25 protein-coding genes are annotated in these 25,632 nt (G+C 70.7%); 9 read left to right on the forward strand and 16 right to left on the reverse strand.

The window, feature by feature from the left end; all coding sequences use genetic code 11:
- The first annotated feature begins 277 nt into the window (after nt 1-277).
- The gene (locus tag ACFC8N_RS06215; protein WP_376286915.1) at nt 278-700 is read left to right on the forward strand and encodes a hypothetical protein; all 423 of its coding nucleotides are present in this window, start codon (nt 278-280) and stop codon (nt 698-700) included.
- Nucleotides 697-2,034, forward strand: a complete 1,338-nt coding sequence (locus tag ACFC8N_RS06220; protein ID WP_376286918.1) for an MFS transporter — start codon at nt 697-699, stop codon at nt 2,032-2,034. Before ACFC8N_RS06215 ends, ACFC8N_RS06220 begins: the two co-directional genes overlap by 4 nt.
- A 1,227-nt stretch (nt 2,035-3,261) precedes the next feature.
- Here ACFC8N_RS06220 and ACFC8N_RS06225 read toward each other — a convergent pair.
- Both ACFC8N_RS06225 and ACFC8N_RS06230 read right to left on the reverse strand, forming a co-directional pair.
- Nucleotides 3,262-4,593: a class I SAM-dependent RNA methyltransferase gene (locus ACFC8N_RS06225; protein WP_376286921.1), complete on the reverse strand. Its 1,332-nt coding sequence runs from the start codon at nt 4,591-4,593 to the stop codon at nt 3,262-3,264.
- A 124-nt stretch (nt 4,594-4,717) separates the two neighbouring features.
- Entirely contained in the window at nt 4,718-6,829 is a 2,112-nt protein-coding gene (locus tag ACFC8N_RS06230) for an APC family permease (RefSeq protein WP_376286924.1), read from the reverse strand.
- A gap of 161 nt (nt 6,830-6,990) precedes the next feature.
- On the opposite strand from ACFC8N_RS06230, the gene ACFC8N_RS06235 reads away from it, so the two are divergent.
- The 3 genes from ACFC8N_RS06235 to ACFC8N_RS06245 all read left to right on the forward strand — a co-directional run bounded on the left by ACFC8N_RS06235 (nt 6,991) and on the right by ACFC8N_RS06245 (nt 8,683).
- The gene (locus ACFC8N_RS06235; RefSeq protein ID WP_356021972.1) at nt 6,991-7,119 is read left to right on the forward strand and encodes a hypothetical protein; all 129 of its coding nucleotides are present in this window, start codon (nt 6,991-6,993) and stop codon (nt 7,117-7,119) included.
- Nucleotides 7,120-7,340: 221 nt separating this feature from the next.
- Nucleotides 7,341-8,012, forward strand: coding sequence for a TrkA family potassium uptake protein (locus ACFC8N_RS06240; protein ID WP_356021493.1), 672 nt, complete (start codon nt 7,341-7,343; stop codon nt 8,010-8,012).
- The gene (locus ACFC8N_RS06245) at nt 8,012-8,683 is read left to right on the forward strand and encodes a TrkA family potassium uptake protein (protein ID WP_356021491.1); all 672 of its coding nucleotides are present in this window, start codon (nt 8,012-8,014) and stop codon (nt 8,681-8,683) included. Before ACFC8N_RS06240 ends, ACFC8N_RS06245 begins: the two co-directional genes overlap by 1 nt.
- 88 nt (nt 8,684-8,771) lie before the next feature.
- Here ACFC8N_RS06245 and ACFC8N_RS06250 read toward each other — a convergent pair whose 3' ends face one another.
- From ACFC8N_RS06250 to ACFC8N_RS06280, 7 genes are all read right to left on the reverse strand, one after another.
- Nucleotides 8,772-9,542: a DUF3159 domain-containing protein gene (locus tag ACFC8N_RS06250; RefSeq protein ID WP_356021490.1), complete on the reverse strand. Its 771-nt coding sequence runs from the start codon at nt 9,540-9,542 to the stop codon at nt 8,772-8,774.
- 3 nt (nt 9,543-9,545) lie between these two features.
- A complete protein-coding gene (locus ACFC8N_RS06255; RefSeq protein ID WP_376286929.1) occupies nt 9,546-9,944 on the reverse strand; it encodes an OB-fold nucleic acid binding domain-containing protein in 399 nt (132 codons plus the stop codon).
- Nucleotides 9,945-10,002: 58 nt separating this feature from the next.
- A complete protein-coding gene (locus ACFC8N_RS06260) occupies nt 10,003-10,689 on the reverse strand; it encodes a response regulator (protein ID WP_356021486.1) in 687 nt (228 codons plus the stop codon).
- Nucleotides 10,686-13,241, reverse strand: coding sequence for a sensor histidine kinase KdpD (locus ACFC8N_RS06265; protein WP_356021484.1), 2,556 nt, complete (start codon nt 13,239-13,241; stop codon nt 10,686-10,688). The genes ACFC8N_RS06260 and ACFC8N_RS06265 overlap by 4 nt, the downstream gene beginning before the upstream one ends.
- Nucleotides 13,242-13,409: 168 nt before the next feature.
- On the reverse strand, nt 13,410-14,168 hold the full coding sequence (locus ACFC8N_RS06270) for a DUF3710 domain-containing protein (RefSeq protein WP_071374222.1): 759 nt from the start codon (nt 14,166-14,168) through the stop codon (nt 13,410-13,412).
- Nucleotide 14,169: 1 nt separating this feature from the next.
- Nucleotides 14,170-14,721 (reverse strand): dUTP diphosphatase, encoded by a 552-nt coding sequence (dut, locus tag ACFC8N_RS06275; RefSeq protein WP_376286934.1) that lies wholly within the window; start codon nt 14,719-14,721, stop codon nt 14,170-14,172.
- Nucleotides 14,718-15,302 carry a PaaI family thioesterase gene (locus ACFC8N_RS06280; protein ID WP_362822528.1) on the reverse strand — a complete coding sequence of 195 codons (585 nt, stop codon included), beginning with the start codon at nt 15,300-15,302 and terminating at the stop codon, nt 14,718-14,720. The genes dut and ACFC8N_RS06280 overlap by 4 nt, the downstream gene beginning before the upstream one ends.
- Before the next feature lie 58 nt (nt 15,303-15,360).
- Here ACFC8N_RS06280 and ACFC8N_RS06285 point away from each other — a divergent pair, with 58 nt between their 5' ends.
- The gene (locus tag ACFC8N_RS06285; RefSeq protein WP_362822527.1) at nt 15,361-15,840 is read left to right on the forward strand and encodes a DUF3093 domain-containing protein; all 480 of its coding nucleotides are present in this window, start codon (nt 15,361-15,363) and stop codon (nt 15,838-15,840) included.
- Here the strand turns inward: ACFC8N_RS06285 and ACFC8N_RS06290 are convergent.
- The 4 genes from ACFC8N_RS06290 to ACFC8N_RS06305 form a co-directional block, all read right to left on the reverse strand.
- Entirely contained in the window at nt 15,837-16,742 is a 906-nt protein-coding gene (locus ACFC8N_RS06290) for a hypothetical protein (RefSeq protein WP_376286938.1), read from the reverse strand. The two genes, ACFC8N_RS06285 and ACFC8N_RS06290, sit on opposite strands and share 4 nt — an antisense overlap.
- A gap of 13 nt (nt 16,743-16,755) precedes the next feature.
- Nucleotides 16,756-17,052, reverse strand: coding sequence for a DUF4193 domain-containing protein (locus ACFC8N_RS06295; protein WP_071374226.1), 297 nt, complete (start codon nt 17,050-17,052; stop codon nt 16,756-16,758).
- 390 nt (nt 17,053-17,442) lie between these two features.
- Nucleotides 17,443-18,690: a HAMP domain-containing sensor histidine kinase gene (locus ACFC8N_RS06300; RefSeq protein ID WP_356021473.1), complete on the reverse strand. Its 1,248-nt coding sequence runs from the start codon at nt 18,688-18,690 to the stop codon at nt 17,443-17,445.
- Nucleotides 18,691-18,695: 5 nt separating this feature from the next.
- Nucleotides 18,696-19,349, reverse strand: a complete 654-nt coding sequence (locus ACFC8N_RS06305) for a response regulator transcription factor (RefSeq protein ID WP_055494404.1) — start codon at nt 19,347-19,349, stop codon at nt 18,696-18,698.
- Nucleotides 19,350-19,765: 416 nt separating this feature from the next.
- Here ACFC8N_RS06305 and ACFC8N_RS06310 point away from each other — a divergent pair, with 416 nt between their 5' ends.
- The gene (locus ACFC8N_RS06310; protein ID WP_167381439.1) at nt 19,766-19,939 is read left to right on the forward strand and encodes a hypothetical protein; all 174 of its coding nucleotides are present in this window, start codon (nt 19,766-19,768) and stop codon (nt 19,937-19,939) included.
- Between the two features lie 123 nt (nt 19,940-20,062).
- On the opposite strand, the gene ACFC8N_RS06315 is transcribed toward ACFC8N_RS06310, so the two are convergent.
- Both ACFC8N_RS06315 and ACFC8N_RS06320 read right to left on the reverse strand, forming a co-directional pair.
- Nucleotides 20,063-20,878 carry an inositol monophosphatase family protein gene (locus tag ACFC8N_RS06315; RefSeq protein WP_356021471.1) on the reverse strand — a complete coding sequence of 272 codons (816 nt, stop codon included), beginning with the start codon at nt 20,876-20,878 and terminating at the stop codon, nt 20,063-20,065.
- A gap of 8 nt (nt 20,879-20,886) precedes the next feature.
- Nucleotides 20,887-22,014: a ferrochelatase gene (locus ACFC8N_RS06320; protein WP_376286943.1), complete on the reverse strand. Its 1,128-nt coding sequence runs from the start codon at nt 22,012-22,014 to the stop codon at nt 20,887-20,889.
- A 182-nt stretch (nt 22,015-22,196) separates the two neighbouring features.
- Between ACFC8N_RS06320 and ACFC8N_RS06325 the strand changes: the two genes are divergently transcribed.
- Together ACFC8N_RS06325 and ACFC8N_RS06330 are read left to right on the forward strand one after the other, a co-directional pair.
- Nucleotides 22,197-23,435 (forward strand): MFS transporter, encoded by a 1,239-nt coding sequence (locus tag ACFC8N_RS06325; RefSeq protein ID WP_376286946.1) that lies wholly within the window; start codon nt 22,197-22,199, stop codon nt 23,433-23,435.
- Nucleotides 23,395-24,714: a D-arabinono-1,4-lactone oxidase gene (locus ACFC8N_RS06330; RefSeq protein ID WP_362822522.1), complete on the forward strand. Its 1,320-nt coding sequence runs from the start codon at nt 23,395-23,397 to the stop codon at nt 24,712-24,714. The genes ACFC8N_RS06325 and ACFC8N_RS06330 overlap by 41 nt, the downstream gene beginning before the upstream one ends.
- Here ACFC8N_RS06330 and ACFC8N_RS06335 read toward each other — a convergent pair.
- A complete protein-coding gene (locus tag ACFC8N_RS06335; RefSeq protein ID WP_376286949.1) occupies nt 24,638-25,381 on the reverse strand; it encodes a hypothetical protein in 744 nt (247 codons plus the stop codon). The two genes, ACFC8N_RS06330 and ACFC8N_RS06335, sit on opposite strands and share 77 nt — an antisense overlap.
- Nucleotides 25,382-25,632: the final 251 nt, after the last annotated feature.

Below are 25,632 nucleotides of genomic sequence, written 5' to 3' on the forward strand. Positions count from 1 at the left end.
CGTTCGCTACGACCTGTTCGGTATCGAACACCACACGGCGCCGCGGGCCGGACCGTCTTGCACTGTGAGCCTAGCGTCCTGGGGCGGGGGCTGCGTCCCCCGGGAGAGGACAGCCGGGTAGCTCGCTCGGGGGACCCGCAAAGACGGTAAGTGCCCACCCGTCGGTGACGACGCGCAGGAGTCGCGGCCCGTAACTTTCCGGCATCGAGAGCGCAGACCGAACCCGGGAGCGGGCCCTGAGGAGGAAGCCCTGTCGTCCGACCACCGTCAGTCACCGATGCGACTCGCCGATCGCGGGGTCAACACGACCGGATCGGCCGAGAAGAACACCGGGCGCCCTGTGCGGTGGGCGACGTCCGCGCGGGTGGGTCTGCCGGTGCTGGTCGGGTTGCTGCGGCAGTACGGCCCGTCGACGGCTACCCGCCGTGCGGAGCGGCTGGGCGTCAATGCCTGGCGGGACACGTTCGACGTGAGTGACTGGGCCCTGCGGCTCACGACCGCAGAGGCCGCCGCCTTGCATCAGGAGCTGAGGGCTGTCATCGCCGGTTACCGGAGAGATACGCCGGAGGCGGCGGCGAGTGCCCCCGCGGGGGCGGAACGGATCGTCGTGGTCACGCACATCCTGCCGGAGCTGGATGCGTCCGCCCCGTCGGCCACCTGTTCCAGTCCTCAAGAAGCGACAGTAACGGAGACGTCGTGACGGAGGATGTCCTGGAGGCCGACGGCATACCCGGGAGGCGGTCCGTACGGGCGCTGGGCGGGGTGCTGGCGGCCATGGCCGTATCGCTGACCGGTACTCGGATCTCGGCCGTGGCACTGCCCTGGTTCGTTCTTGTCACGACCGGCAGTGCCACCCAGACCGGACTGGTGGCCTTCTGCGAGATGGCCCCCTACGTGGTGGTCAAAGCGTTCACCGGGCCGTTGGTGGACCGGATCGGCCCGCGGGCCGTTTCCTGGACCACGGATCTGGCCAGCGCAACCGCTGCCGCCGCGGTTCCTCTGTTCCATGCCCTGGAGCTGCTGTCCTTTCCGCTCCTGCTGGCCCTGGTCGCGCTGATCGGCGCGGTGCGGGGCCCCGGCGACCTGGCCAAGGGAGTCATGGTCCCGGAGGCGGCCGAGCACGGCGGGGTGCAACTGGAGCGGGCCACCGGTCTTGCCGCCGTGACCGAACGGCTCGCCTCCACCATCGGCCCGGCGGCCGGCGGCTCCCTGGTGGCGCTGCTCGGCCCCCTGACGGGACTTGTCGTCAACGCGGGCTGCTTTGCGCTCGGATCGGTGATCATCGCGCTGGCGCTGCCCCGCGGGATGGGACATGCGGTCGAGGAAGCCCCCTCCCAGGCTGAGGAGACGGAACCGGGTTACTGGCGACGATTCGGCGAGGGCTTCGCGTTCCTGCGTGGCGAGTTGTTGCTGCTGACCGTCATCGTCATGGTCGGGGTCACCAATCTGCTGGACGCGGGGTTCACCACGGTGCTCATGCCCGTCTGGGCCAAAGAGTCCGGCAACGGGCCGACTGCGATCGGCCTGATGGGCAGCGTGTTGGGAGCCACTGCGGTGGCTGGGAGTCTGATCGCTGCGGCGGCCGCGCACCGGCTACGACGCCGGATGGTTTTCTTCACCGGGTTTCTGTTGGCCGGTGCGCCGAGATTCCTGATTCTCGCCTCCGATGCACCGATGGGGGCGGTACTGGCCGTGTTCGCCGTCAGTGGGTTCGGGGCGGGCTTCCTGAACCCGGTGCTGGGGACCGTTCTCTTCGAGCGGGTGCCTCGCCGGATGCTGGGCCGGGTCAACGCCCTTGGTGACTCGCTGGCCTGGGCCGGCATCCCTCTCGGTGGACTGATCGCTGGGGCGGCGGTGGCCTCCGTCGGACTTGCGCCGGTGCTGCTCGCCGGCGGGGCTGCGTACTTCCTCACCACGAACCTGACCGGGCTGCGGCCGGAATGGCACGAGATGGACCGCGTAAGTGGGCGAGACGCCCAGGAGCGGCAACCCGAGGAAACGCTTCAGCCAGCCAGTACGAATCCCACGACATGACCGCTTACGGGAGGCAGGGGGAACCATCTGGTTGCCTCCTCCCTCCCACTCCTCCTTCGAACACCCGACTGCGCTGCGGGCGAACTCCAGCACCGTCGCGCGGCCGATCCCACAGGACCGGGCCGAGGGCGCTCCGATGGGGTTCCATCCCTGATCCCTGCGCAGTCGGATCGTGCGGAGTCGGCCGCCCGCCGGCGGACCTCACGCCCGGCCCGGGCCTGCTCCCCGCTCGCCCCGCGCTTGGCATCCTCCGGCGCTCTCGTGTCAATCTCCCCGAGGATCAGGCCCAGGACTTCCTCCAGCACTCGGCTGTGACGATCGCGCACACCTCCCCGACATCCTGCGCAGAGCCGAAAGAGTGGCCATGGACAATGGGAGTCCCCTGGGACTTTTCAGGGACTTCCGGCTGCATCAACGGGCATGGCCGTGAAACAGCGGAAAGGCAATGTGCGCGGGTCAGCTGCTCGGCCCCATCTAAAGCGGCAGGTCACAGGGCTCGCCGGTCCCTTCCGGAACATCTGACCATCAGAAACCAGCAGCTCCGTTGCCCGTCCCTCCACTACGGGGAACAGGCTGCCCCGACCAGTTCCCCTCCACGAGGCCCGCTCCCGTTCATTCCCCCGCAGGCTCACACATCATGGCCCTCACCGCTTCTCTGACCGCCATATTGGAGTCATGCCCCTCCAGCCCACGGCATCCCACACTCACGCCGAGCAACCCCTCGGGCGCGGAGGCCGAGGACCTCGCGCTGTCCCGGGAGAAATTCCGGCGGCGCCTGCCGGAGTCGCTAGACGAGTTGCGCAGCCCGACCCTCGGGATCGTGGAGCTGCCACTCGGCAGAGTCCGCGACGACGGCAAAGCAGCTGAGCACGACCGAATCACAGGGGGCGGCGTTGCAGTTCTCCGCCACGCCGCCCGCGACAAGCCGGGCCAGGAGACCCATCGCCCGTGGGCTGCCCTGCTGCGGCCCAGCAGCAAGACAAACGTGAGCATACGAGGAAGCCGGCCAGCTCGCCTCCGCACCTGTTCCAGGGCCCTCCAACGACCTGACGGTCTTTCAGGCCATGCGTCATTCGTGCGTCACGCCGCAAGAACCAACGGGCTCCGCCACCGCCACGCACCCCTCCCCTTCAGACGAATGCGCAGGTCACGCGGCGTCGTCCGCCTTCACCCGTTCTCACCTCCCCAAACAGGTCGAGCCGACGAAAGAAATCAGAAAACTGCAGGTCAAGAGCGTTTCCCAGCAGGTTCCAGGATCGCGACGCACTCCACGTGATGCGTCATCGGAAAGAGATCGAACGCCCGCAGCGTCCGCACCCGGTAGCCGCCGTCGCGGAAGTACCCCAGGTCGCGGGCCAGCGCAGCGGGATCGCAGGCGACGTAGGCGATGCGGCGGGCGCCGAGGGAGGTGAGGTGGGCCACCGTGGTGCGGCCCGCGCCGGCGCGCGGGGGGTCGAGGACGATCAGGTCGACCTCGGTGATGCCCGTGCGCGGGAGGACCGATTCGACCTTGCCCTGTTCGACGCGGACGCGGGGGAACTCGGCGAGGTTGTGGCGGGCGTCCTCGACCGCTCGTTTGCCGGACTCGATGCCGAGGACCGCGCCCTTCTCGCCGAGGCGGTCGGCCAACGCCCCCGCGAACAGGCCCACTCCGCAGTAGAGGTCCAGGGCCGTCTCGCCCTTGCGGGGCAGCAGGCCCTGCATGACGGCGGTCACCAGGGTGTCGGCCGCCTTCGGGTGGACCTGCCAGAAGCCGCCGTTGCCGACGCGGTGGGTGCGGCCGTCCGCGCGTTCGCGGACGAAGGGGCGGCCGTGGACGCGGTGCACGCCCCCCGACTTCTCGTCGACGCGCAGGACCGAGACCGGCTTGTCCAGTTCGACCAGGGGGAGGCGGGCACCCGGGCGCGGGGTCAGGATGACCTGGCGGTCCTGGGAGCCCGTCGCCGCGATGGCCTCGACCGACTCCATGCCGGTCCAGTCCCGCCGCTCGATGCCCAGCTCGGACACCCCGGCCGCCGCGATCATGCAGTGGTCGATGTGCTCGACCTCGTGCGAGCGGTGGCGGCGCAGGCCCGCCTGCCCCGTCACGGCGTCCACGGCGTACTGGACGCGGGTGCGCCACTGCGGGACCTCGCCCGCGGGCAGCTTGTCGCCCTCCGCCGGCACCACCGTGCCGTCCCAGCCGGCCTCCTCGGGCGTGAGGCCCGCGAGCCGCTGGAGCTGCTCGGCGATCACCTCGCCCTTCAGCCGGCGCTGGGCACCCGGCTTGGCGTGCTGCCAGTCGCAGCCACCGCAGCGGCCGGGGCCGGCGAAGGGGCAGGGGGCCTCGATGCGGTCCTTGGAGGGCTCCAGGATCTCGACGGCGTCCGCGCGCAGGAAACGCGCGCCCTCCTCGCCCTCCGTCACCCGGGCCAGCACCCGCTCGCCCGGCAGCGTGTGCCGGACGAACAGCACCTGGCCCTCGGCCGTGCGGGCGATGCAGTGGCCGCCGTGGGCGACGGGGCCGATCTCGACCTCGTACTCCTCGCCCACCAGCGACTTCGTCGGTTCTGCCTGCATGGCGGGGTGACTCCAGATCCAGAAGGGGAAGCGGCCGCAAAGAGGTGGGCCGGACAACAGCCCACCAGTCTACGGCCTCGCCGCTCCCCCTCGGTCCGAGGCGGCCGACGCCGTCGACGCCGCCTCAGTCCTTCGCCGCAGGCGACTCCTTCGCCGCCGGGGACTCCTTCGCCGCCGGGGACTCCTTCGCCGCCGAGGTCGCCCTGGCCCGCTCCGCCGCCGGCCCCCGCCGCACCGCGCCCGGCGCGCTCCACTCCTGGCGCCTGCGGGCGCGCAGCTTGGCCGCCTCGGAGGACGCCAGCTGGTAGGGGACGGAGGTGACCATCACGCCGGGCGTGAAGAGCAGACGGCCCTTCAGGCGCAGGGCGCTCTGGTTGTGCAGCAGGTGCTCGTACCAGTGGCCGACCACGTACTCGGGGATGATCACCGACACCGCGTCCCGCGGCGACTCCGCGCGCAGGCTCTTCACGTACTCGATCACCGGGCGCGTGACCTCGCGGTACGGCGAGTCCAGGACCTTCAGCGGCACGTCGATGCCGCGCCGCTCCCACTCCTCGCGCAGCGCCTTGGTCTCCGCCGCGTCGACGTTGACCGTGAGCGCCTCCAGGGTGTCCGAGCGCATCAGCCGGGCGTAGGCCAGGGCGCGCAGCGTGGGACGGTGGATCTTCGAGATCAGCACCACCGAGCGCACCCGCGACGGGCGGGTCAGGTCGTCGTCGGCGGCAGGGGTCTCGGGGGCGGCGATCTCCTCGGCCACACGGTCGTAGTGCCTGCGGATCGCGGTCATCGTCGCGTAGAAGATGCACATGCCCATCAGGGCGACCCAGGCGCCGTGCGTGAACTTGGTGACGAGGACGACGACGAGCACCAGGCCGGTGAAGAAGGCGCCGAAGGCGTTGATCGCGCGGGAGCGCACCATGTGCCGGCGCTTGGCCTGGTCCTTCTCGACGGCGAGGTGACGGTTCCAGTGCCGGACCATGCCGGTCTGGCTGAGCGTGAAGGACACGAACACGCCGACGATGTACAGCTGGATCAGCCGCGTGGAGTCCGCGCCGTAGATGATCGTCAGCAGGCTCGCCGCGCCCGCGAGCAGCACGATGCCGTTCGAGAACGCGAGGCGGTCGCCGCGGGTGTGCAGCTGGCGCGGGAGGTAGCGGTCCTGGGCGAGGATCGAGCCGAGCAGCGGGAAGCCGTTGTACGCCGTGTTCGCCGCGAGGAAGAGCACCAGCGCCGTCGCCGCCGCCAGCACCACGAACAGGAAGCTGCCCTTGCCGAAGACCGCCTCGGCGACCTGGGAGATCACCGGGTTCTGGACGTATCCGGAGCCGAGGGGCACGCCGTTCCGGATCAGGTCGGTGGCCGGGTTCTCGGCCATGCGGACCTTGGTCGTCATGGCGAGGGCGATGATGCCGCAGAACATGGTGACGGCGAGCAGGCCCATCATCGCGAGGGTCGTCGCCGCGTTCTTCGACTTGGGTTTGCGGAAGGCCGGGACGCCGTTGGAGATGGCTTCCACGCCGGTGAGCGCGGCACAGCCGGAGGAGAAGGCGCGCAGCAGCAGGAAGACGAGCGCGAAGCCGGCCAGACCCTGGTGTTCGGCCTTGATGTGGAAGTCGGCCGTGGGGGCGCGCATGGCGTCGCCGAGGACCAGGCCGCGGTAGGCGCCCCAGGCGATCATGACGAAGACGCCGCCGACGAACACGTACGTCGGGATCGCGAAGAGCTTGCCGGACTCCTTGACGCCGCGCAGGTTCATCAGCGTCAGCAGCACGATCACGGCGACCGCGCACAGCACCTTGTGCTGCACCACGAACGGGACCGCGGAGCCGAGGTTCTCGATGCCGGAGGCGATGGACACGGCGACGGTGAGGACGTAGTCGACGAGCAGGGCGCTGGCCACGGTCAGGCCCGCCTTGGGGCCCAGGTTGGTGGTGGCGACCTCGTAGTCGCCGCCGCCGCTCGGGTACGCGTGGACGTTCTGCCGGTACGAGGCGACCACGGTGAACATCAGCACCACGACCGCGACCGCGATCCAGGGGCTGAAGTGGTACGCCGACACGCCCGCGATGGACAGGACCAGCAGCACCTCGCCGGGCGCGTAGGCGACGGAGGAGAGCGGGTCGGAGGCGAAGACGGGGAGTGCGATGCGCTTCGGCAGGAGCGTTTCGCCCAGCCGGTCACTGCGCAGTGCGCGCCCGATCAGGATCCGTTTGGGCACGTCGGTCAGTTTGGACACGACAGAGGATCGTAAGGGTTCGAACTGGCTGCCGCCCACCCGGCGTCATCGATCTGCCTCACGAGTGAAATCACGGGAGCGCGCGACTGCGGATTCCGTGGTCCGCGCGCTCCCCGTGCCTAGATGGCAAACCCCGCCTGTCATCGCACTTCGGAGGTTCCATGCCCGCTGCAGCGGAGCTGATCGGGGCGACACTCGCCCTCGTCGGCGTCGGAATCCTGACCCTGTGCAGCGTGCGCAGCATCACGCGTCGGCGTCCGCGTCAGGTGGTCGCCGACGCGGAGCGCTGACGCGTGTACACGCGATCAACACTCTGTACACACATGATCAACACCATGCACACCCATGATCAACGCTCTGTATGTGCTTGATCATCACCCCGTACACAGGTCGTACACGGCCCTGCCTGCCGCACGGGGGTAGCCAACCCCTCGGCGCCGCTGTGTAGCTTTGGGCGTCGGTCTGAGACCCTGAGGCCGAGCAGTAACTTTTGGACACCGGAAGGACGGTCGTGCACATCGTCATCATGGGCTGCGGAAGAGTGGGTTCCGCACTCGCCCAGACCCTGGAGCAACAGGGCCACACGGTCGCAGTGATCGACCAGGACCCCACTGCCTTCCGTCGGCTGGGCCCCGGTTTCGGGGGCCGCCGGGTCACCGGCGTCGGCTTCGACCAGGACACCCTGCGCGAGGCGGGCATCGAGGAGGCCGGCGCCTTCGCCGCCGTCTCCAGCGGTGACAACTCCAACATCATCTCCGCGCGCGTGGCCCGCGAGATGTTCGGCGTCGAGAACGTGGCCGCCCGCATCTACGACCCCCGCCGCGCGGAGGTCTACCAGCGCCTGGGCATCCCCACCGTGGCCACGGTGCGCTGGACCGCCGACCAGATGCTGCGCCGGCTGCTGCCGTCGGGCGCCGAGCCGCTGTGGCGCGACCCGACCGGCGGCGTGCAGCTCGCCGAGGTGCACGCGTCCGCGAAGTGGGTCGGCCACAAGATCAGCAGGCTCCAGGAGGAGACGGGCGTCCGTGTGGCGTTCCTGACCCGCCTGGGCGAGGCGATCCTGCCGAGCTCGCAGACCGTGTTGCAGGAGGGCGACCTCGTGCACGTGATGATGCGGACGGACGACGTGGCCAAGGTCGAAGCCGCCTTCGCCCAGGGCCCCGAAGAGGAGGGCGGTCACTGATGAGGGTCGCCATTGCCGGAGCCGGCGCCGTCGGCCGCTCGATCGCGGGCGAACTGCTGGAGAACGGCCACGAGGTCCTGCTCGTCGACAAGGCCCCGACCGCCATCTCGGTGGAGCGGGTGCCGCAGGCGGAGTGGCTGCTGGCCGACGCCTGTGAGATCACGTCCCTGGACGAGGCGGCGCTCCAGCGCTGCAACGTCGTCATCGCCGCGACCGGCGACGACAAGGTCAACCTGGTGGTCTCGCTGCTCGCCAAGACGGAGTACGGCGTCCCGCGCGTCGTCGCCCGCGTCAACAACCCCAAGAACGAGTGGCTGTTCAACGAGGCCTGGGGCGTGGACGTGGCCGTCTCCACCCCGCGCCTGATGTCCGCCCTGGTCGAGGAGGCGGTGAGCGTCGGCGACCTGGTCCGGCTGCTCCGCTTCAGCCACGGCGACGCCAACCTCGTCGAGCTGACCCTGCCCGAGGAGTCGGCCCTGGCCGGCACCCAGGTCGGCGAGGTCCAGTGGCCGGAAGACACCTCGCTGGTCACGATCATCCGCGGCACCCGGGTCCTGACCCCGTCCGGGGAGGACTCCCTGGAGGCCGGCGACGAACTCCTCTTCGTGGCCGCCCAGGCCCGGGAGGAACAGCTGGAGGAACTGCTGTCGGTGCGGCGCGAAGAGAGCTGACCGCACAGGAGAAGGGCGCCCCTGCTGCCAGGGGCGCCCTTTTTCGTCGTACGACCGCTGTCGTACGGCCGCTGGGTACGACCGACGTCTACGCGTCCCGGCGGTGCCGTCCGCCCGCCTGGTCGCCGCCGCCCTCGGCGGCCAGTGCGGCCTTGCGCTCCTTCTCCGCCTGCTCCTCCGCCTCCATCTCCGCGAACACGTCGATCGGCGCGGGGGCCTTCACGAGGAAGACCCAGGTGAGCCAGACGGCCAGCAGGAAGGGCGGGATCTTCAGGGCGACCAGGATCCAGCCGAGCTTGGTGGTGTCCGACCACCAGTACAGCGGGAAGAGGATCGCGCACTTGGCGAGCAGGATCAGGCCCCAGGCCCAACTGGCCTTCGCATAGGCCTTCTTGCGGCCGGGGTTGCGGGTGCGCCAGGAGAGGTTCTCCTTGAAGACCGGGCCCAGGATGAGGCCGAGCAGGGGCACACCGGCGAGGGTCGTGATGATGTACGCCAGCGCCAGGCCCAGCGTGTAGAGCATGCCGGGGAGGTAGAAGTCCTTGGCGTTGCCGGTGAACATCGCGAAGACGACACCGAAGGCCACGCCGAAGACACCGCTGAAGGCGTGCTTGACGGTGTCCTTCATGGCCAGCCGGACCACGACCAGGACCAGGGAGACGACCAGCGCGGCGATGGCCGACACGTGCAGGTTCTTGTCGATCGTGAAGATCGCGACGAAGAGCAGGCCCGGCACGACCGTCTCGATCATGCCGCGGACCCCGCCGAACGCCTCGAACAGCGCGGCCTCGGTCACCGCCCGGGCGTCGTCGGTCTGCGCCTGACCGGTGTCTTCGGTCGGCTTGTCGAGGGACGTCACCGGCTACTCCCGTCCGAGGGGTCGCAGTTCGTATTTCGGGTTGAACAGCACCCGGCGGCCCCGGCTCATCGAGATCCGGCCCGATGCGATCAGCTTGCGCCCCGGTTCTATGCCCATGATGGAACGCCTGCCGAGCCACACCACGTCCAGCGCCGCGGAGCCGTCGAACAGCTCGGCCTCCAGGGCCGGGACTCCGGCACGCGGACGCAGGGTGACCGTGCGCAAGGTACCAGTTACGGTGACGATCTGCCGGTCCTGGCAGTCGCCGATCCTGGTGCAGCCGGCGGTCTGGGCGTCTTCCCGCAGTTCCTCGGACTCCAGGTCCTCCTGCGACGAGGACAGCCGGTCGAGCATGCGCCGGAACCGGCCGGCCGGCTTTTCGGAACGGGGAACAGCACTCATACCTGAAAGCGTACCGGGGCACACCGACACCGCCGTAGCCCCGCTCATCGCGACCGCCTCACTTCTCGAACCGGTACCCCATCCCGGGCTCGGTGATGAAGTGCTCGGGGTGCGACGGGTCCGACTCCAGCTTGCGGCGCAGCTGGGCCATGTACACACGCAGGTAGTTGGTCTCGGTGCCGTATGACGGCCCCCACACCTCCTGGAGCAGCTGCCGCTGGCTGACCAGCCGGCCGGTGTTGCGGACCAGCACCTCCAGCAGGTGCCACTCGGTCGGGGTGAGCCGGACGTCCTTGCCGGCGCGGTTGACCTTCTTGGCGGCCAGGTCGACGGTGAAGCCGTCGGTCTCCACGGTCGTCAGGTCCTCCTCGCCGGGCCCGACCGGCTCGGCCCGGCGCACGGAGGCCCGCAGCCGGGCCAGCAGCTCGTCCATGCCGAAGGGCTTGGTGACGTAGTCGTCGGCGCCGGCGTCGAGCGCCTCGACCTTCTCGTCGGAGGAGTGGCGGGCGGACAGCACCAGGATGGGCACGCGGGTCCAGCCGCGCAGGCCCTTGATCACCTCGACGCCGTCCATGTCGGGCAGGCCCAGGTCGAGCACGACGACGTCGGGGTGACGGGAGGCGGCGAGTTCGAGGGCGGTGCGGCCGTCGGGAGCCGCGTCGACCTCGTACTTGCGTGCCTTGAGGTTGATCACGAGGGCGCGCACGATCTGCGGCTCGTCGTCGACCACGAGCACCCGGGTCATAGGGTCTGCCTTTCTGGTTCTGCGAGGTCCCGGCCCGTCGGGAGGGCCCCTGGACGTGATCCTGCCGCGCGGAGGCTGAGGACCATGGTGAGCCCCCCGCCCGGCGTGTCCTCTGCGTTGAGGGTGCCGCCCATGGCCTCCGCGAAGCCCCGGGCGACGGCGAGCCCGAGCCCGACGCCCGCGCCGCGCGGAGCGTCGCCGTAGCGCTGGAAGGGCTCGAATATCCGGTCCTTCGCCCCGTCCGGCACGCCCGGCCCGCGGTCCACCACGCGGACCTCGACGCGGTCGGCTATCGCGCTCGCGGAGACGAGCACACGCCGTCCGCGCGGGCTGTACTTGACGGCGTTCTCGACCAGGTTGGCCACGGACCGCTCCAGCAGCCCGGGGTCGACCGCGACCATCGGCAGCGTCTCGGGGACCTCCAGCTCGACGCTGTCCTCGGGCACGCCGACCAGGGCCATCGGGACCACCTCGTCCACGTCGATCTCGCGGATGATCGGCGTGACCGTGCCGGTCTGGAGGCGGGACATGTCGAGGAGGTTGCCGACCAGGTGGTCGAGGCGGTCGGCGCCCTCCTCGATGCCCTCCAGCAGCTCCGCCCGGTCCTCCTCGGACCAGGCCACGTCGTGGGAGCGCAGCGAGGAGACGGCGGCCTTGATGCCGGCGAGCGGGGTGCGCAGGTCGTGGCTGACGGCGGCGAGCAGGGCGGTGCGGATGCGGTTGCCCTCGGCGAGCGTGCGGGCCTGGTCGGCCTCCTCCTGAAGGCGCTTGCGGTCCAGGGCGACCGCGGCCTGCGCGGCGAAGGCCGCGAGCACGCGCCGGTCCTCGGCGGGCAGCACCCGGCCGGTGAGCGCGAGCGCCATGTGGTCGCCGACGGGCATGTCGACGTCGGCGTCCTCGGGCCGCTGAAGCGGGCGCCCGAACCCGGCGCGGCCCGCGCAGGTCCACGGCGCGACGTCGCCCGCCCGCTCCAGCAGCGCGGCGGACTCCATCGCGAAGGTCTCCCGGACCCGCTCCAGCAGCTCCTCCAGGCTGGTCTCGCCGCGCAGCACGTTCCCTGCGAGGAAGGAGAGGATCTCCGACTCGGCGCGCAGCCGGGCCGCCTGGTGGGTGCGCCGGGCGGCGAGGTCCACCACCGAGGCCACCGACACCGCGACGCACAGGAAGATCACTATGGCGACGATGTTCTTGGGGTCGGCGATGGTCCACTTGTGCAGCGGCGGTGTGTAGAAGTAGTTCAGCAGCAGCGAGCCGAAGGCCACCGAGGCCAGGGCGGGCAGCAGGCCGCCGAGCAGGGCCGACGCGACCGTGACCGTCAGGAAGAGCAGCATGTCGTTGGCGAGGCCGACGTCGACGCTGTTCAGCAGGACGGCGAGCGCTGCCGGGCCGCCGAGTCCGGCGAGCCAGCCCGAGACGATCCGGGCCCGCCCGAGCCGGGCCCCCCGGGTCACGGGCAGTCCGCGGCCCTTGGCGACCTCCTCGTGAGTGACGATGTGCACGTCGAGGTCGGGGCCGGACTCCCGGGCGACCGTGGCGCCGACGCCGGGCCCGAAGACGTACTGCCAGGCCTTGCGGCGCGAGGAGCCGAGGACGATCTGGGTGGCGTTGACGCCGCGCGCGAAGTCGAGCAGGGCGGCCGGTATGTCGTCGCCGATCACATGGTGGAAGGTGCCGCCCAGGTCCTCCACGAGGGTGCGCTGGACGGCCAGCTCCTTCGGGGAGCCCGAGGTCAGGCCGTCGCTGCGGGCGATGTAGACGGCGAGCACCTCGCCGCCGGCGCCCTTCTCGGCGAGCCGGGCGGCGCGGCGTATCAGGGTGCGTCCCTCGGGGCCGCCGGTCAGGCCGACCACGATCCGCTCGCGCGAACCCCAGATCTTGGAGACCCGGTGCTCGCTGCGGTAGGCGTTGAGGTACTCGTCGACCCGGTCGGCCACCCACAGCAGCGCCAGCTCCCGCAGGGCGGTGAGGTTTCCGGGGCGGAAGTAGTTGGACAGGGCCGCGTCGACCTTGTCGGGCTGGTAGATGTTGCCGTGGGCCATCCGGCGGCGCAGGGCCTCCGGGGACATGTCGACCAGCTCGATCTGGTCGGCCCGGCGTACGACCTCGTCCGGGACGGTCTCGCGCTGGCGCACCCCGGTGATCGACTCGACCACGTCGCCGAGTGATTCCAGGTGCTGGATGTTGACGGTCGAGATCACGTCGATGCCGGCGGCGAGCAGTTCCTCGACGTCCTGCCAGCGCTTGGCGTTGCGCGAGCCGGGGACATTGGTGTGGGCGAGTTCGTCCACCAGGGCGACGGCGGGCGCCCGGCGCAGCACGGCGTCGACGTCCATCTCGTCGAAGACGGCGTCCCGGTACTCCAGCTTCTTGCGCCGGATCTGCTCCAGTCCGTGCAGCATCACCTCGGTGCGCGGCCGGTCGTGGTGTTCCACGAAGGCCACGACGCAGTCGGTGCCACGCTCCACACGGCGGTGTGCCTCGGAGAGCATGGCGTAGGTCTTGCCCACACCCGGTGCCGCGCCGAGGTAGATCCGAAGTTTGCCGCGTGCCATGGCTCCATTGTCTTCCGGTGACTGCTGCCTACGCAGCGTCGACCTTACGGCCAACGATGCGGACAAAGGGGACGAGGGCCGGGTCAAGGGGGGTCTTTGACGCAATTCTGATGGCGAACGAAACGGGCCGCGCCCGGAAAGGCACGGCCCGTACGAGAACTGCTGCGATCAGCGAACCTCGGTGATCTCCGGCCCACGCTGCAGCTGGTCGACGCCGCCCGAGAAGCGGGACTCGTCCTGCTGCACGCCCTCGGGGACCATCTGCGCGTCGTTGGGCAGCTTGAGGACGATCGGGTCGCGGGGTGCCATCGGGCCCTCGCCGCGGACCACGACCGTGTCGCGGAAGATCTGCTCCAGCAGCCCGGCGGCCTGCGGCTGCACGGCGCCCTGGCCGGAGATCACGCCGCGCAGGAACCAGCGCGGGCCGTCCACGCCGACGAACCGCACGACCTGGAAGCCGCCGGTGCCGTCGGGCAGCTGCACCGGCACCTGGGCCCGCAGCTCCCAGCCGAGGGGGCCCTCGACCTCGTCGACGATGCCACCCTGCTGGGTGATGCCGGCCCCGATCTCCTCACGGACCTCGCCCCAGATGCCCTCGCGCTTGGGCGCGGCGAAGGCCTGGAGCTGGACCGCGCTGTCGCGCAGCACGACCGTCGCGGCGACGATCGCGTCACCGGCGACCTCGACCCGCAGTTCCATGCCGTCGACGCCCGGGATGAACATCCCGCCGAGGTCCACGCGGCCCTCACCCGGGTCGCTCACCTCTTCGCTGTCCCAGGGCCCCTCGGGCCGGGGCCCGGGCTCCAGCCGTACGCGCTCGGCCGGCTCCTCGTTCTCGTCCGCCTCGGTGTCGACGCTGTCGACGACCTGCTCGGCCTCGCCGGCCGCGTCCTCGGCGGCACCCTTCTTCTTGCGACGTCCGAACACGTCACTGTCCTTCCCGGTCGGATACGACCGAAGCGTATCGATTCCCACCCGTCGGACCGCCAATGGCGGCCTGACTGCTTGTGCCGCTCTCGCCGCCCACCGCGGCATGGCCACCGGTGGACCCGAAGCCCCCTTCGGCCCGCGCCGAGCCGGGAAGTTCCGCCACCTCCTGGAAGCGGACCCTCTCGACCTGCTGGACGACCAGTTGGGCAATCCGGTCGAAGCGCTCGAACCGCACGGACTCGCGCGGGTCGAGATTCACCACGATCACCTTGATCTCCCCACGGTACCCGGCATCAACCGTCCCCGGGGCATTCACGAGGGCGACACCGCAGCGGGCGGCAAGGCCGGATCGCGGGTGCACGAAGGCCGCGTACCCCTCCGGGAGGGCGATCGACACTCCCGTGGGCAGTACGGCCCGCTCGCCGGGCTTCAGCTCGCAACGCTCGGTGGTGCGCAGATCGGCCCCGGCGTCACCGGGATGCTCGTACACCGGAAGCGGTACGTCGGGGTCGACGCGCCGGAGCAGGACGTCGAGGGGGCTGGGACTCACGGGTTCACCTCGAAGGCGCGGGCGCGCCGGATCTGGTCCGGGTCGTTCATGGCGGCCCGGATCTCCTCCTGGCGGCCGTGGTCGACGAAGTGGTCGACCTTCACCTCGATGAAGAGGGCGTCGGCGCGGACGGCGACGGGCCCGTCGGGGCCGCCGATGCGCCCGACGGCCCTGGAGTAGATCTTCCGCCCGGCGACGGCGGTGACCTCGGCCGCGAGGTGGAGCGTGGTGCCCACCGGGACGGGCCGCGCGAAGTCGGTCTCCAGCCGGCCGGTGACGGCGATGGTGCGCAGCAGCCAGTTCAGCGAGCCGAGGGTCTCGTCCAGGGCCGTGGCCAGCACGCCGCCGTGCGCGAGGCCCGGGGCGCCCTGGTGGGCGGGCTGGACGGTGAACTCGGCGGTCAGCGAGACGCCCTCGCCGGCCCGTGCCTCCAGGTGCAGTCCGTGTGCCTGTCCGGGGCCACAACCGAAACAGTGTTCGTAGTGGGCGCCGAGGAGTTCTCCGGGCGCGGGCGCGTCGGGGTGCCGTACCGGTTTCGAGGCGTCGGCAGGAGGCTGAAGGCTTGCGGAACTACCACTCACAGGCGCAGACCTTACCCGCCCGCCCGTCACCCCAGGATCCCGTGCCAAGCTTGGCGTCATGCAGCTCTCCGCCACCCCGTACGAAGAACGCCTCACCGCCCCGCGCTCGTGGTGGTTCATCAGCTTCCTGGTGGGCGTCTCGTTCGCCCTGATCCTGCTTCCGTTCGGCACGCTTCCGCTGCTCGGCGGTCTGGTCGGCGGTACGGCCGCGGCGGCGGTGGTCGCCAGCGCGTACGGGTCCCCGCGCATCCGTGTGGTGGGTGACTCGCTGATCGCGGGCGAGGCGAAGATCCCGGTGTCGGCACTGGGCACGTCGCAGGTGCTGGACGCGGAGGAGGCCCGCGCCTGGCGGACGTACAAGGCCGACACGCGCGCGTTCCTGCTGCTGCGCGCCTACATCCCGGGGGCCCTGCGGGTGGAGGTCACCGACCCCGCGGACCCGACGCCGTACCTGTACCTCTCCACGCGGGAGCCGGAGCAGCTGGCGGCGGCGATCGAGGCGGCACGGACGGCGCACGCCCAGGGCTCGGGCGCCTAGAGCTCTTCGAGTCCCTCCAGGGGCTTCGCCGGCTCCTCCAGGGGCGGCAGCTCGGGCAGCTCGTCCCAGGGCACCTGGATCCTGCGCAGGTCGGTGCGGATGCGGGCGGCGAGCTTCTTGGTGTCCCGGCGGTTCATGGCCGCGCCGACGGCCGCGCCCACCATGAACGGCATGAGGTTGGGCAGGTCGCGCACCACGCGTTTCATGATCTGCTGGCGCAGTTCGCGCTTCATGTGGCCGCTCAGGGCCGCGTCGTACGTCGACGGCTTCAGCACGTCGATCCCGCGCTCCCCCGACCAGGAGGACAGATACGCGGTGCTCCGGGTCTTGAGGCCGCCCGGCGGGCGTACGCCGTAGACCTCGTGGAGCTCGGCGACGAGCTTCAGCTCGATCGCGGCGACCCCGGTGATCTCCGCGGCCAGTTCGGTGGGCATGGCGGGCGGCACCGGCAGCATCGCCGCGACGCCGACCCCGGCGCCGACCGTCGAGGTCCCGGCCGCCGCTCCGGCCACCAGTTTGTCGGCGAGCTCCTCGGGCCCGAGGCCGGGGAACTGCCTGCGCAGGGTCGCGAGGTCGCGTACGGGGACACGAGGGGCGATCTCGATGATCCGGTCCGCGAGGTACGCCAGCCCCGCGCGAGCGCCCCTGCTGCCCTTACGGACCCCTTCCCGGGCCAGGTCCCGGGCCTTGTCACGCATCACCGCGGCCCGTCGGGCGACGGGCGCGGGCTGGCGCCGCACCGACGCCGGGTGGTCGGCCCGGTCGTCCACCGGCGCGAGCGAGGCTCCCCTGCCGGATGAGCCCCGCTCTTCTTCACGTGCGCCGTACGGGCCGTCGAACGGCCCTGAGTCCGCTTTCCCCGGAGGGAAGCGGCGCTTCCGGGGAGGGGTCGAGCCAGTCATGGCCGACCCGTCCTCAGTCGCAGTCGCGGCAGATCGGCTGACCGTTCTTCTCGCGGGCCAGCTGGCTGCGGTGGTGCACCAGGAAGCAGCTCATGCAGGTGAACTCGTCCTGCTGCTTCGGCAGGACCCGGACGGCCAGTTCCTCGTTCGAAAGGTCGGCGCCGGGCAGTTCGAGGCCTTCGGCGGCCTCGAACTCGTCGACGTCCACCGTGGAGGAGGTCTTGTCGTTCCGCCGGGCCTTCAGCTCTTCAAGGCTGTCGGAGTCGACATCGTCGTCGGTCTTGCGTGGAGTGTCGTAATCGGTTGCCATATCGCTCTCCCCCTCTGGGTGTCTGCGGTGTCTCCAGCGCACGTAACGCGTGAGAGGCCGGACTTGTGCCCGACCTGAGGCGGAGATTTTGCCTCACATCAAGGTCTGTTACTCAATCGACACCCAACCCGACCCCTCAAGTGTGATCGGCTTGGATGGCGGTGAGGACCGTACACGGTCCGAATGGGGCACCTCAAAGGCGCCTCACCGTGTACTTCCCGTGATCAAGAGCCCCGAAAACCCGGACTTTCCCGGCTTTCCACTATGTGTCATGATCACAGAGAGTGCATGGCTGAAAATCCGCCCATGTGATTGATCACACAGCAAGAACCTCGTGAGAGGTCCGGAAAATTCCGCGTAAAGCGAACACCCTCCGCGTGTGTCAATGGATCACAGCGGCAAGGTGACACGCATCACCAGGCCGCCGCCCTCGCGGGGTCGGGCCGCGATGTGCCCGCCGTGCGCGCGCGCCACGGACCGGACGATGGACAGGCCGAGACCGACCCCCTTGTCGCTACCCGTACGCTCCGTGCGCAATCGCCGGAAGGGCTCGAACAGATTGTCGATCTCGTACGCCGGCACCACCGGCCCGGTGTTCGAGACCGTGAGCACCGCCTGCCCGTGCTCGATCTCGGTGGTCACCTCGACCCAGCCGCCCTCGGCCACGTTGTAGCGCACCGCGTTCTGCACGAGGTTCAGCGCGATCCGCTCCAGCAGGACGCCGTTGCCCTGCACCACGGCGGGCTTGCGCTCGCCGCGGATCTTCACGCCCTTCGCCTCGGCCTCGGCGTGCACCTGGTCGACGGCCTGGGTGGCGACCTCGGCCAGGTCGACCGGCCCCCGCTCGACGATCTGGTTGTCGCTGCGGGCGAGCAGCAGCAGGCCCTCGACCAGCTGCTCGCTGCGCTCGTTGGTGGCGAGCAGGGTCTTGCCGAGCTGCTGGAGTTCCACGGGCGCGTTCGGGTCCGACAGGTGCACCTCAAGGAGCGTGCGGTTGATCGCGAGCGGGGTGCGCAGCTCGTGCGAGGCGTTGCCGACGAAGCGCTGCTGGGCCGTGAAGGCGCGCTGGAGCCGGTCCAGCATGTCGTCGAAGGTGTCGGCCAGCTCCTTCAGCTCGTCGTCCGGGCCGTCCAGCTCGATCCGGCGGGACAGGTCCGAGCCGGCCACCTGACGCGCGGTGCGGGTGATCCGGCCGAGCGGGGACAGCACGCGGCCGGCCATCGCGTAGCCGAACGCGAAGGCGATGACGGCGAGGCCCAGCAGGGCCAGCAGCGAGCGGCTGAGCAGGTCGTCCAGGGCGGCCTGGCGCTGCCCGTCGACGCACTGGCTGATCGCGTGGTTGAAGTCCGCGAGCGACAGGCTGGTGGTGTTGATCGCCGGGCAGTTGTCGCTGGAGACCTTCAGCTCCTGGAAGCTGACGATCTTGAACAGCGGCTGGTTGCCCGTGCTGATCGCCTGTGCGGCCAGCAGGTAGATGATCGACAGCAGCAGGATGCCGGCGATCAGGAACATGCCGCCGTACAGCAGCGTGAGCCGTATGCGGATGGTGGGGCGCAGCCAGGGGAACGGGGGTTGCGGTCTCCTGGGGTCCCAGGTGGGCTTCGGTGGCGCCTGAGCGGGTGCGGGGGTCGCGGCCATGGAGATCAGATCCGGTAGCCGGAGCCGGGCACGGTGACGATGACCGGTGGCTCGCCCAGCTTGCGGCGCAGCGTCATGACCGTCACGCGGACCACGTTGGTGAACGGGTCGGTGTTCTCGTCCCAGGCCTTCTCCAGCAGCTGCTCGGCCGAGACGACCGCGCCCTCGCTGCGCATCAGGACCTCCAGGACCGCGAACTCCTTCGGCGCGAGCTGGACCTCCTTGCCCTCGCGGAAGACCTCGCGGCGGTTGGGGTCGAGCTTGATGCCGGCGCGCTCCAGCACGGGCGGCAGGGGCACGCTCGTACGACGGCCGAGGGCGCGCACGCGCGCGATCAGCTCGCTGAACGCGAAGGGCTTGGGCAGATAGTCGTCGGCGCCGATCTCCAGGCCCTCGACACGGTCGCTGACGTCGCCGGACGCCGTGAGCATGAGCACGCGCGTGGGCATGCCCAGCTCGACGATCTTGCGACAGACGTCGTCGCCGTGCACGAGCGGGAGGTCGCGGTCGAGGACGACCACGTCGTAGTCGTTAACGCCGATGCGCTCCAGGGCGGCCGCACCGTCGTACACGACGTCGACGGCCATGGCCTCCCGGCGCAGTCCGGTGGCCACCGCATCGGCGAGCAGTTGCTCGTCCTCGACGACGAGTACGCGCACGTCGCATCCTTCCTCTGTCCGCCCGCCGTCGCGCACCGTGGGCGCGTGCGGGCAGGGGTGTTCGTGGGGTGTGACCTCCATCCTGCCCTTTTCGGTCGTAAGTCGGCTGTAAGGCGGGTTGCGAACCGTACGGATCGGCGCTCCGGGGCAGGAATACGAGATTTTCTCCTCCGGTTGAGGTTTCCGGGTGAGGGAGCGGGGGGAGGACGGCTTTACACCCCGCGATCACACTCTGCATGTGCCGCAGCACCATGCGGTACTCCGCCGCCGCTTTTCGCAGAGCGGGCGCGGGTGTCCGGCACCGTCGCCGCCCGGCAGGGCAGCGCTGGGCACTCGCGAGGGCCGTGATCGCCCCTTTTTCCCGACGGCACACCCCCGTGCCACCGACCCACGACCCAAGGACGAGGGGGCGCAGCATGGACGCTTTCACCGCAGGACTTCTCCAGCGCATAAAGGCGACCGAGTCCGACCTGTCGCGGGCTCGTGACGAGGGCGACGACTTCCTCGTCGAGGTGGAGCAGGCAGAGCTCGACGACCTGCGACGCCTCGCCGCCGAACACGGTGTGGAAGTCGGCGCGTCACGCGTCTGATCAGCTTGGCAGCACGACGGCGGGACCCCCGGTGAATCCAGCACCGGGGGTCCCGTCCGTTCTGCCCGTCCCGTTCTGCCTGGGCTGCTGCCCGAGCTGTTGCCGGACCCGGCTCAGCCGTGCTCAGTCATGCCACGCCCCGAAGTCCTCCAGCAGGCCCTGGAGCGGCTCGAACACGCCCGGTGACCCGGCGACGGTGAGCTCCCGCGAGGGCCGCTCCCCCGCCCGCCCGCCGACCAGCGCGCCCGCCTCCCGGGCGATGAGATCCCCGGCGGCGAAGTCCCATGCGTTGAGCCCGCGCTCGTAGTAGCCGTCCAGCCGGCCGCACGCCACGTCGCACAGGTCGATCGCCGCCGAGCCGCCGCGCCGGATGTCGCGCAGCATCGGGATCAGCCGCGCGGCCACCTCGGCCTGGTGGGCGCGGACCTCGGTGACGTAGTTGAAGCCGGTGGAGACCAGCGCCTGCTCCAGCGGGGGCGCGGGGCGGCAGGCCAGCGCCCGCTCGCCCTCCCATGCGCCCCTCGCCCAGGCTCCGCCGCCGAGCACGGCGTGGTACGTCTCTCCGCGCATCGGCGCCGCGACGACCCCGGCGACGGTCTCGCCGTCCTGCTGCGCGGCGATGGACACCGCCCAGGTCGGCAGGCCGTACAGGTAGTTGACGGTGCCGTCGAGCGGGTCGATGACCCAGCGGACGCCGCTCGTGCCCGGGACGGCGGCGCCCTCCTCGCCGAGGAAGCCGTCGTCGGGGCGGCGGCCGGAGATCAGGTCGGTGATCAGCTTCTCGGCCGCGATGTCCATCTCGGTGACGACGTCGATCGGGCTGGACTTGGTCCTCGCCACCGCCAGGTCGGCCGGGCGGCCGTCCCTCAGCAGCTCTCCGGCTCGGCGGGCGGCCTCCTGGGCCAGCTCCAGCAGGTCCCGGTGCAGGGCGTCGGTCACGGGGCTCCTCACGCGTAGGGGCTGTCGGCGCCCGCGGCGGCCGGGCGCGGGGCGCGGGCCGGGCAGCAGCCGACGGGGCAGAGGTGGTGGCTGGGGCCGAGGGCGCCCAGGGCGCAGGGGGTGACCTCCTGGCCGCGCTCCACGGCGGCGCGCTCGGTGATCAGCTCCCGGACGGCGGCGGCGAAGCGGGGGTCCGCGCCGACCGTGGCCGAGCGGCGCACCGGCAGGCCCAGCTCCTCGGCCTTGGCCCGGGCCTCGGTGTCGAGGTCGTAGAGGACCTCCATGTGGTCGGAGACGAAGCCGATGGGGGCCATGACGACGGCCGGGACGCCCGCCGCGTGCCGCTCCTCCAGGTGGTCGCAGATGTCCGGCTCCAGCCACGGGATGTGCGGGGCGCCGGAGCGCGACTGGTAGACGAGCCGCCAGGGGTGGTCGATGCCGGTGCGCTCGCGGACCGCGTCGGCGATCAGCTGGGCCACGTCCAGGTGCTGCTCGACGTAGGCGCCGCCCTCGCCGTGCGTCTCGACCGGGCCGGAGGTGTCGGCGGCGGAGGTCGGGATGGAGTGCGTGGTGAAGGCGATGTGGGCGCCCGCGCGGACGTCCTCGGGGAGGTCGGCGAGGGAGCGCAGCACGCCGTCGGTCATGGGCTCCACGAAGCCGGGGTGGTTGAAGTAGTGCCGCAGTTTGTCGATCTTCGGCAGCTCCAGGCCCTCGTCCGCCAGCGCGGCCAGCGCGTCGGCGAGGTTCTCGCGGTACTGCCGGCAGCCCGAGTAGGAGGCGTAGGCGCTGGTGGCGAGCACGAGGATGCGGCGGCGCCCGTCGGCGACCATCTCGCGCAGGGTGTCCGTCAGGTACGGCGCCCAGTTGCGGTTGCCCCAGTAGACCGGCAGGTCCAGGCCGTGTTCGGCGAAGTCCTTGCGCAGGGCGTCCAGGAGGGCGCGGTTCTGGTCGTTGATGGGACTGACTCCGCCGAACAGGAAGTAGTGCTGCCCGACTTCCTTCAGGCGTTCCCTCGGGATGCCCCGCCCGCGCGTGACGTTCTCCAGGAACGGGACCACGTCGTCCGGGCCTTCGGGGCCGCCGAAGGAGAGCAGGAGCAGGGCGTCGTACGGGGTGGCATCGAGCGCGTCTGGCATGACTCGATCCTGCCACCCGGCACTGACAGCCGGGGAACGGCGGGGTGACGAGTCGGGTTCCAGTAGGTTTAGTGCGGTTTTTCCCGTGGATTTCCGTGGCGATATCCGGGTGTGCTTAGGGTCGCCTGACTCGTAAGCTGTATCGGCCGCATTCGGACCTTACGAGCCGTCCCGGAGACCACGTGCCCAGCCCCTACAGCGCCCTGTTCGCCGAGCCCGGCACGAAAGCGTTCTCCACCGCGGGATTCCTCGGCCGGATGCCGCTGTCGATGATGGGCATCGGCGTCGTCACGATGGTCTCCCAGCTGACCGGTCGGTACGGCCTCGCGGGCGCGCTGTCGGCCACCATCGCGCTGTCCGCGGCGGCGATCGGGCCGCAGGTCTCCCGGCTGGTCGACCGGCACGGGCAGCGCCGGGTGCTGCGCCCCGCGACCCTGGTGGCGCTCGCGGCGGCGGCCGGGCTGCTGCTCGCCGCGCAGCTGCGCGGGCCGGACTGGGTGCTGTTCGTGTGCGCCGCCGGGATCGGTTCGGTGCCGAGCCTCGGCGCGATGGTCCGGGCGCGCTGGGCGGTCCTGTACCGGGGCACCCCGAAGCTGCACACGGCGTACTCCTTCGAGTCGGTCGTGGACGAGGTGTGCTTCATCTTCGGCCCGATCATCTCCATCGGGCTGTCCACGACGTGGTTCCCGGAGGCAGGACCGCTGCTGGCCGCCTGCTTCCTGGCCGCCGGCGTCCTCTGGCTCACCGCCCAGCGGGCCACCGAGCCCGAGCCGCACCCGCGTGAGCGCCACGGCGGCGGCAGCGCCCTGCGCTCGCCCGGCCTCCAGGTGCTGGTGGCCACCTTCGCGGCGACCGGCGCGATCTTCGGGGCGGTGGACGTGGTGACGGTCGCCTTCGCCGACGAGCGCGGGCACAAGGGAGCCGCGAGCATCGTGCTGGCGCTGTACGCGGCCGGTTCCTGTGCCGCCGGGGTGGTCTTCGGGCTGCTGCGGTTCGCCGGGGCGCCGGAACGTCGCTGGCTGCTGGGCGTGGCGGCGATGGCCGTGAGTATGATCCCCCTCCTACTGGTCGGAAACCTGCCGCTTCTGGCCGTGGCGCTGTTCGTTGCGGGGCTGTCCATCGCACCGACGATGATCACGACGATGTCCCTGATCGAAGAGCACGTACCTCGCGCGAAGCTGACCGAGGGCATGACCTGGGTGAGCACCGGCCTGGCGGTCGGCGTCGCGCTCGGCTCGTCCGTGGCCGGCTGGGTGATCGACGCAGCCGGGGCGCGGGCCGGGTACGGGGTTCCGGCCGTGTTCGGGACCGTCGCGGTCGCGGTCGGTTTCCTCGGGTACCGCCGGCTGCGCAGGCCGGTCTCGGGTCGGGGAGGCACCGTTGAGCAGCACAGCGAGCGGGAAGAACGGCACCTGGCGTAACTGGGGCGGGAACGTCACCGCCCGGCCCGCCCGGCAGGTCGCACCGGCCTCGGTGGAGGAGCTGGCCGAGGCGGTGCGCCGGGCCCGCGAGGACGGCCTGAAGGTCAAGGCGGTCGGTACGGGGCACTCGTTCACGTCGATCGCGGCCACCGACGGTGTCTTGATCCGCCCTCAACTGTTGACGGGTATCCGCACCATCGACCGGGAAGCCATGACGGTCACGGTGGAGGCGGGCACCCCGCTCAAGCGACTCAATGCCGCTCTCGCGCGCGAGGGCCTGTCGCTCACCAACATGGGCGACATCATGGAGCAGACCGTCTCCGGCGCCACCAGCACCGGCACCCACGGCACGGGGCGCGAGTCCGCCTCCATCGCCGCCCAGATCAAGGGGCTCGAACTCGTCACGGCCGACGGCTCGGTGCTCGCCTGCTCCGAGAAGGAGAATCCCGACGTCTTCGCCGCGGCCCGCACAGGTCTCGGCGCCCTGGGCGTCGTCACCGCGATCACGTTCGCCGTGGAGCCCCTCTTCCTGCTCACCGCGCGTGAGGAGCCGATGCCGTTCGAGCGGGTTCTCGCGGAGTTCGATCAACTCTGGGCCGAGAACGAGCACTTCGAGTTCTACTGGTTCCCTCACACCGGCAACACCAACACCAAGCGCAACAACCGCAGCGCCGGCCCGGAGCAGCCGGTGGGGCAGCTGGCCGGCTGGTTCGAGGACGAGTTCCTCTCCAACGGCGTCTTCCAGGCGGCCCAGTGGGTCGGCCGGGCCGTTCCCCGGACCATCCCCGCGATCGCCCGGATATCCAGCAAGGCACTGTCCGCGCGGACGTACACCGACATCCCTTACAAGGTCTTCACCTCACCGCGCCGGGTGCGCTTCGTGGAGATGGAGTACGCGGTGCCGCGCGCGGCCCTGGCGCAGACGCTGCGCGAGCTGAAGGACATGGTCGACCGCTCGGGCCTGCGCATCAGCTTCCCGGTCGAGGTCCGCACGGCACCGGCCGACGACATCACCCTGTCCACCGCGTCCGGCCGGGACAGCGCCTACGTCGCCGTCCACATGTTCCGGGGCGCGCCGTACCAGGCCTACTTCACCGCCGCGGAGCGCATCTTCACCGCGTACGAGGGCCGGCCCCACTGGGGCAAGGTGCACACGCGGGACGCCGAGTACTTCGCGCGCGTGTACCCGCGCTTCGGCGAGTTCACTGCGCTGAGGGACCGCCTTGACCCGGATCGGCTGTTCCAGAACGACTACTTGCGGAGGGTTCTGGGGGTGTAGGCGTCGCGGCGGACCCGCTGGGCGTGGGGGTCGGGGTGGCGGAGCCCTCGCTCGGCCGTCCGCTCGGCGAGTCACCGGGAGTGGGCGTCCCGCCGGGTGTCGTACCCCCGCCGGAACCGGGCGCGTGCTCGCGGGACGGCCCGTCCGAGGGGGTCGCCGGCCCGCCGGAGGGGACATCGGACTCGGACCGCTCGGGGTGCGACCCGGACGTGCCCCGTCCGCCGACCGCGTCACTGACCGTCGTACCCGCGCCGCCGCTGAAGCTGCTGCCGGAGACCAGTTCGTACGTGGTGATGCCGGCCATCGTCACACCGAACACGAGGGCGGCCGCGACCACCGGCCGCCGCCAGCTCTTCACCCGCGCGCGGTAGACGGTCCCCTCGGTGAACTCGCCCGGCCCCGGAGCCAGTTGTTCCCGGGGGCGGGGCGCGACCGTCGCGTCCCTCAGCTGCTCCCCGGTGCGCTTGAAGAAGTGCTGGAAGAGCGTGCCGCCGCAGGTGGCGACGATGCTGACGACTCCCGCGCCGAGGATCGTGCCGTACACGCCGAAGTACGACGCCAGCTTGGCCGCCACGACCGCCGCCAGGGCGCTGCCCGCGACCTGGGGGACGCTCAGGTCGATCCGCCTGCGACCCTGCGCACGACCCTCTTCGGGCGTTACACGCATACCCGGAACTTGCCTTTCCTTCTCATACGTGACGACGCACTTGTCGTCATGGACGACATTGACGACATTGATCCATCGACTGCATGAGAAAGGGACGTACAGCAGAAACCATTAGTTCCGTTTCTGGGGATTGCGTGAAGTTCGCCACGTTCATGATCGGCGAAACCGGTTGCCGGGAGCCGAGCGGCCGCTCTTGCCGGAAGTTGGGCGGCGCGCCCATCCACGCACATGGTCCAAATGGAGTACTGTTG

Origin of the sequence: Streptomyces sp. NPDC055966, assembly GCF_042269865.1 — a bacterium.
Classification (GTDB): Bacteria; Actinomycetota; Actinomycetes; order Streptomycetales; family Streptomycetaceae; genus Streptomyces.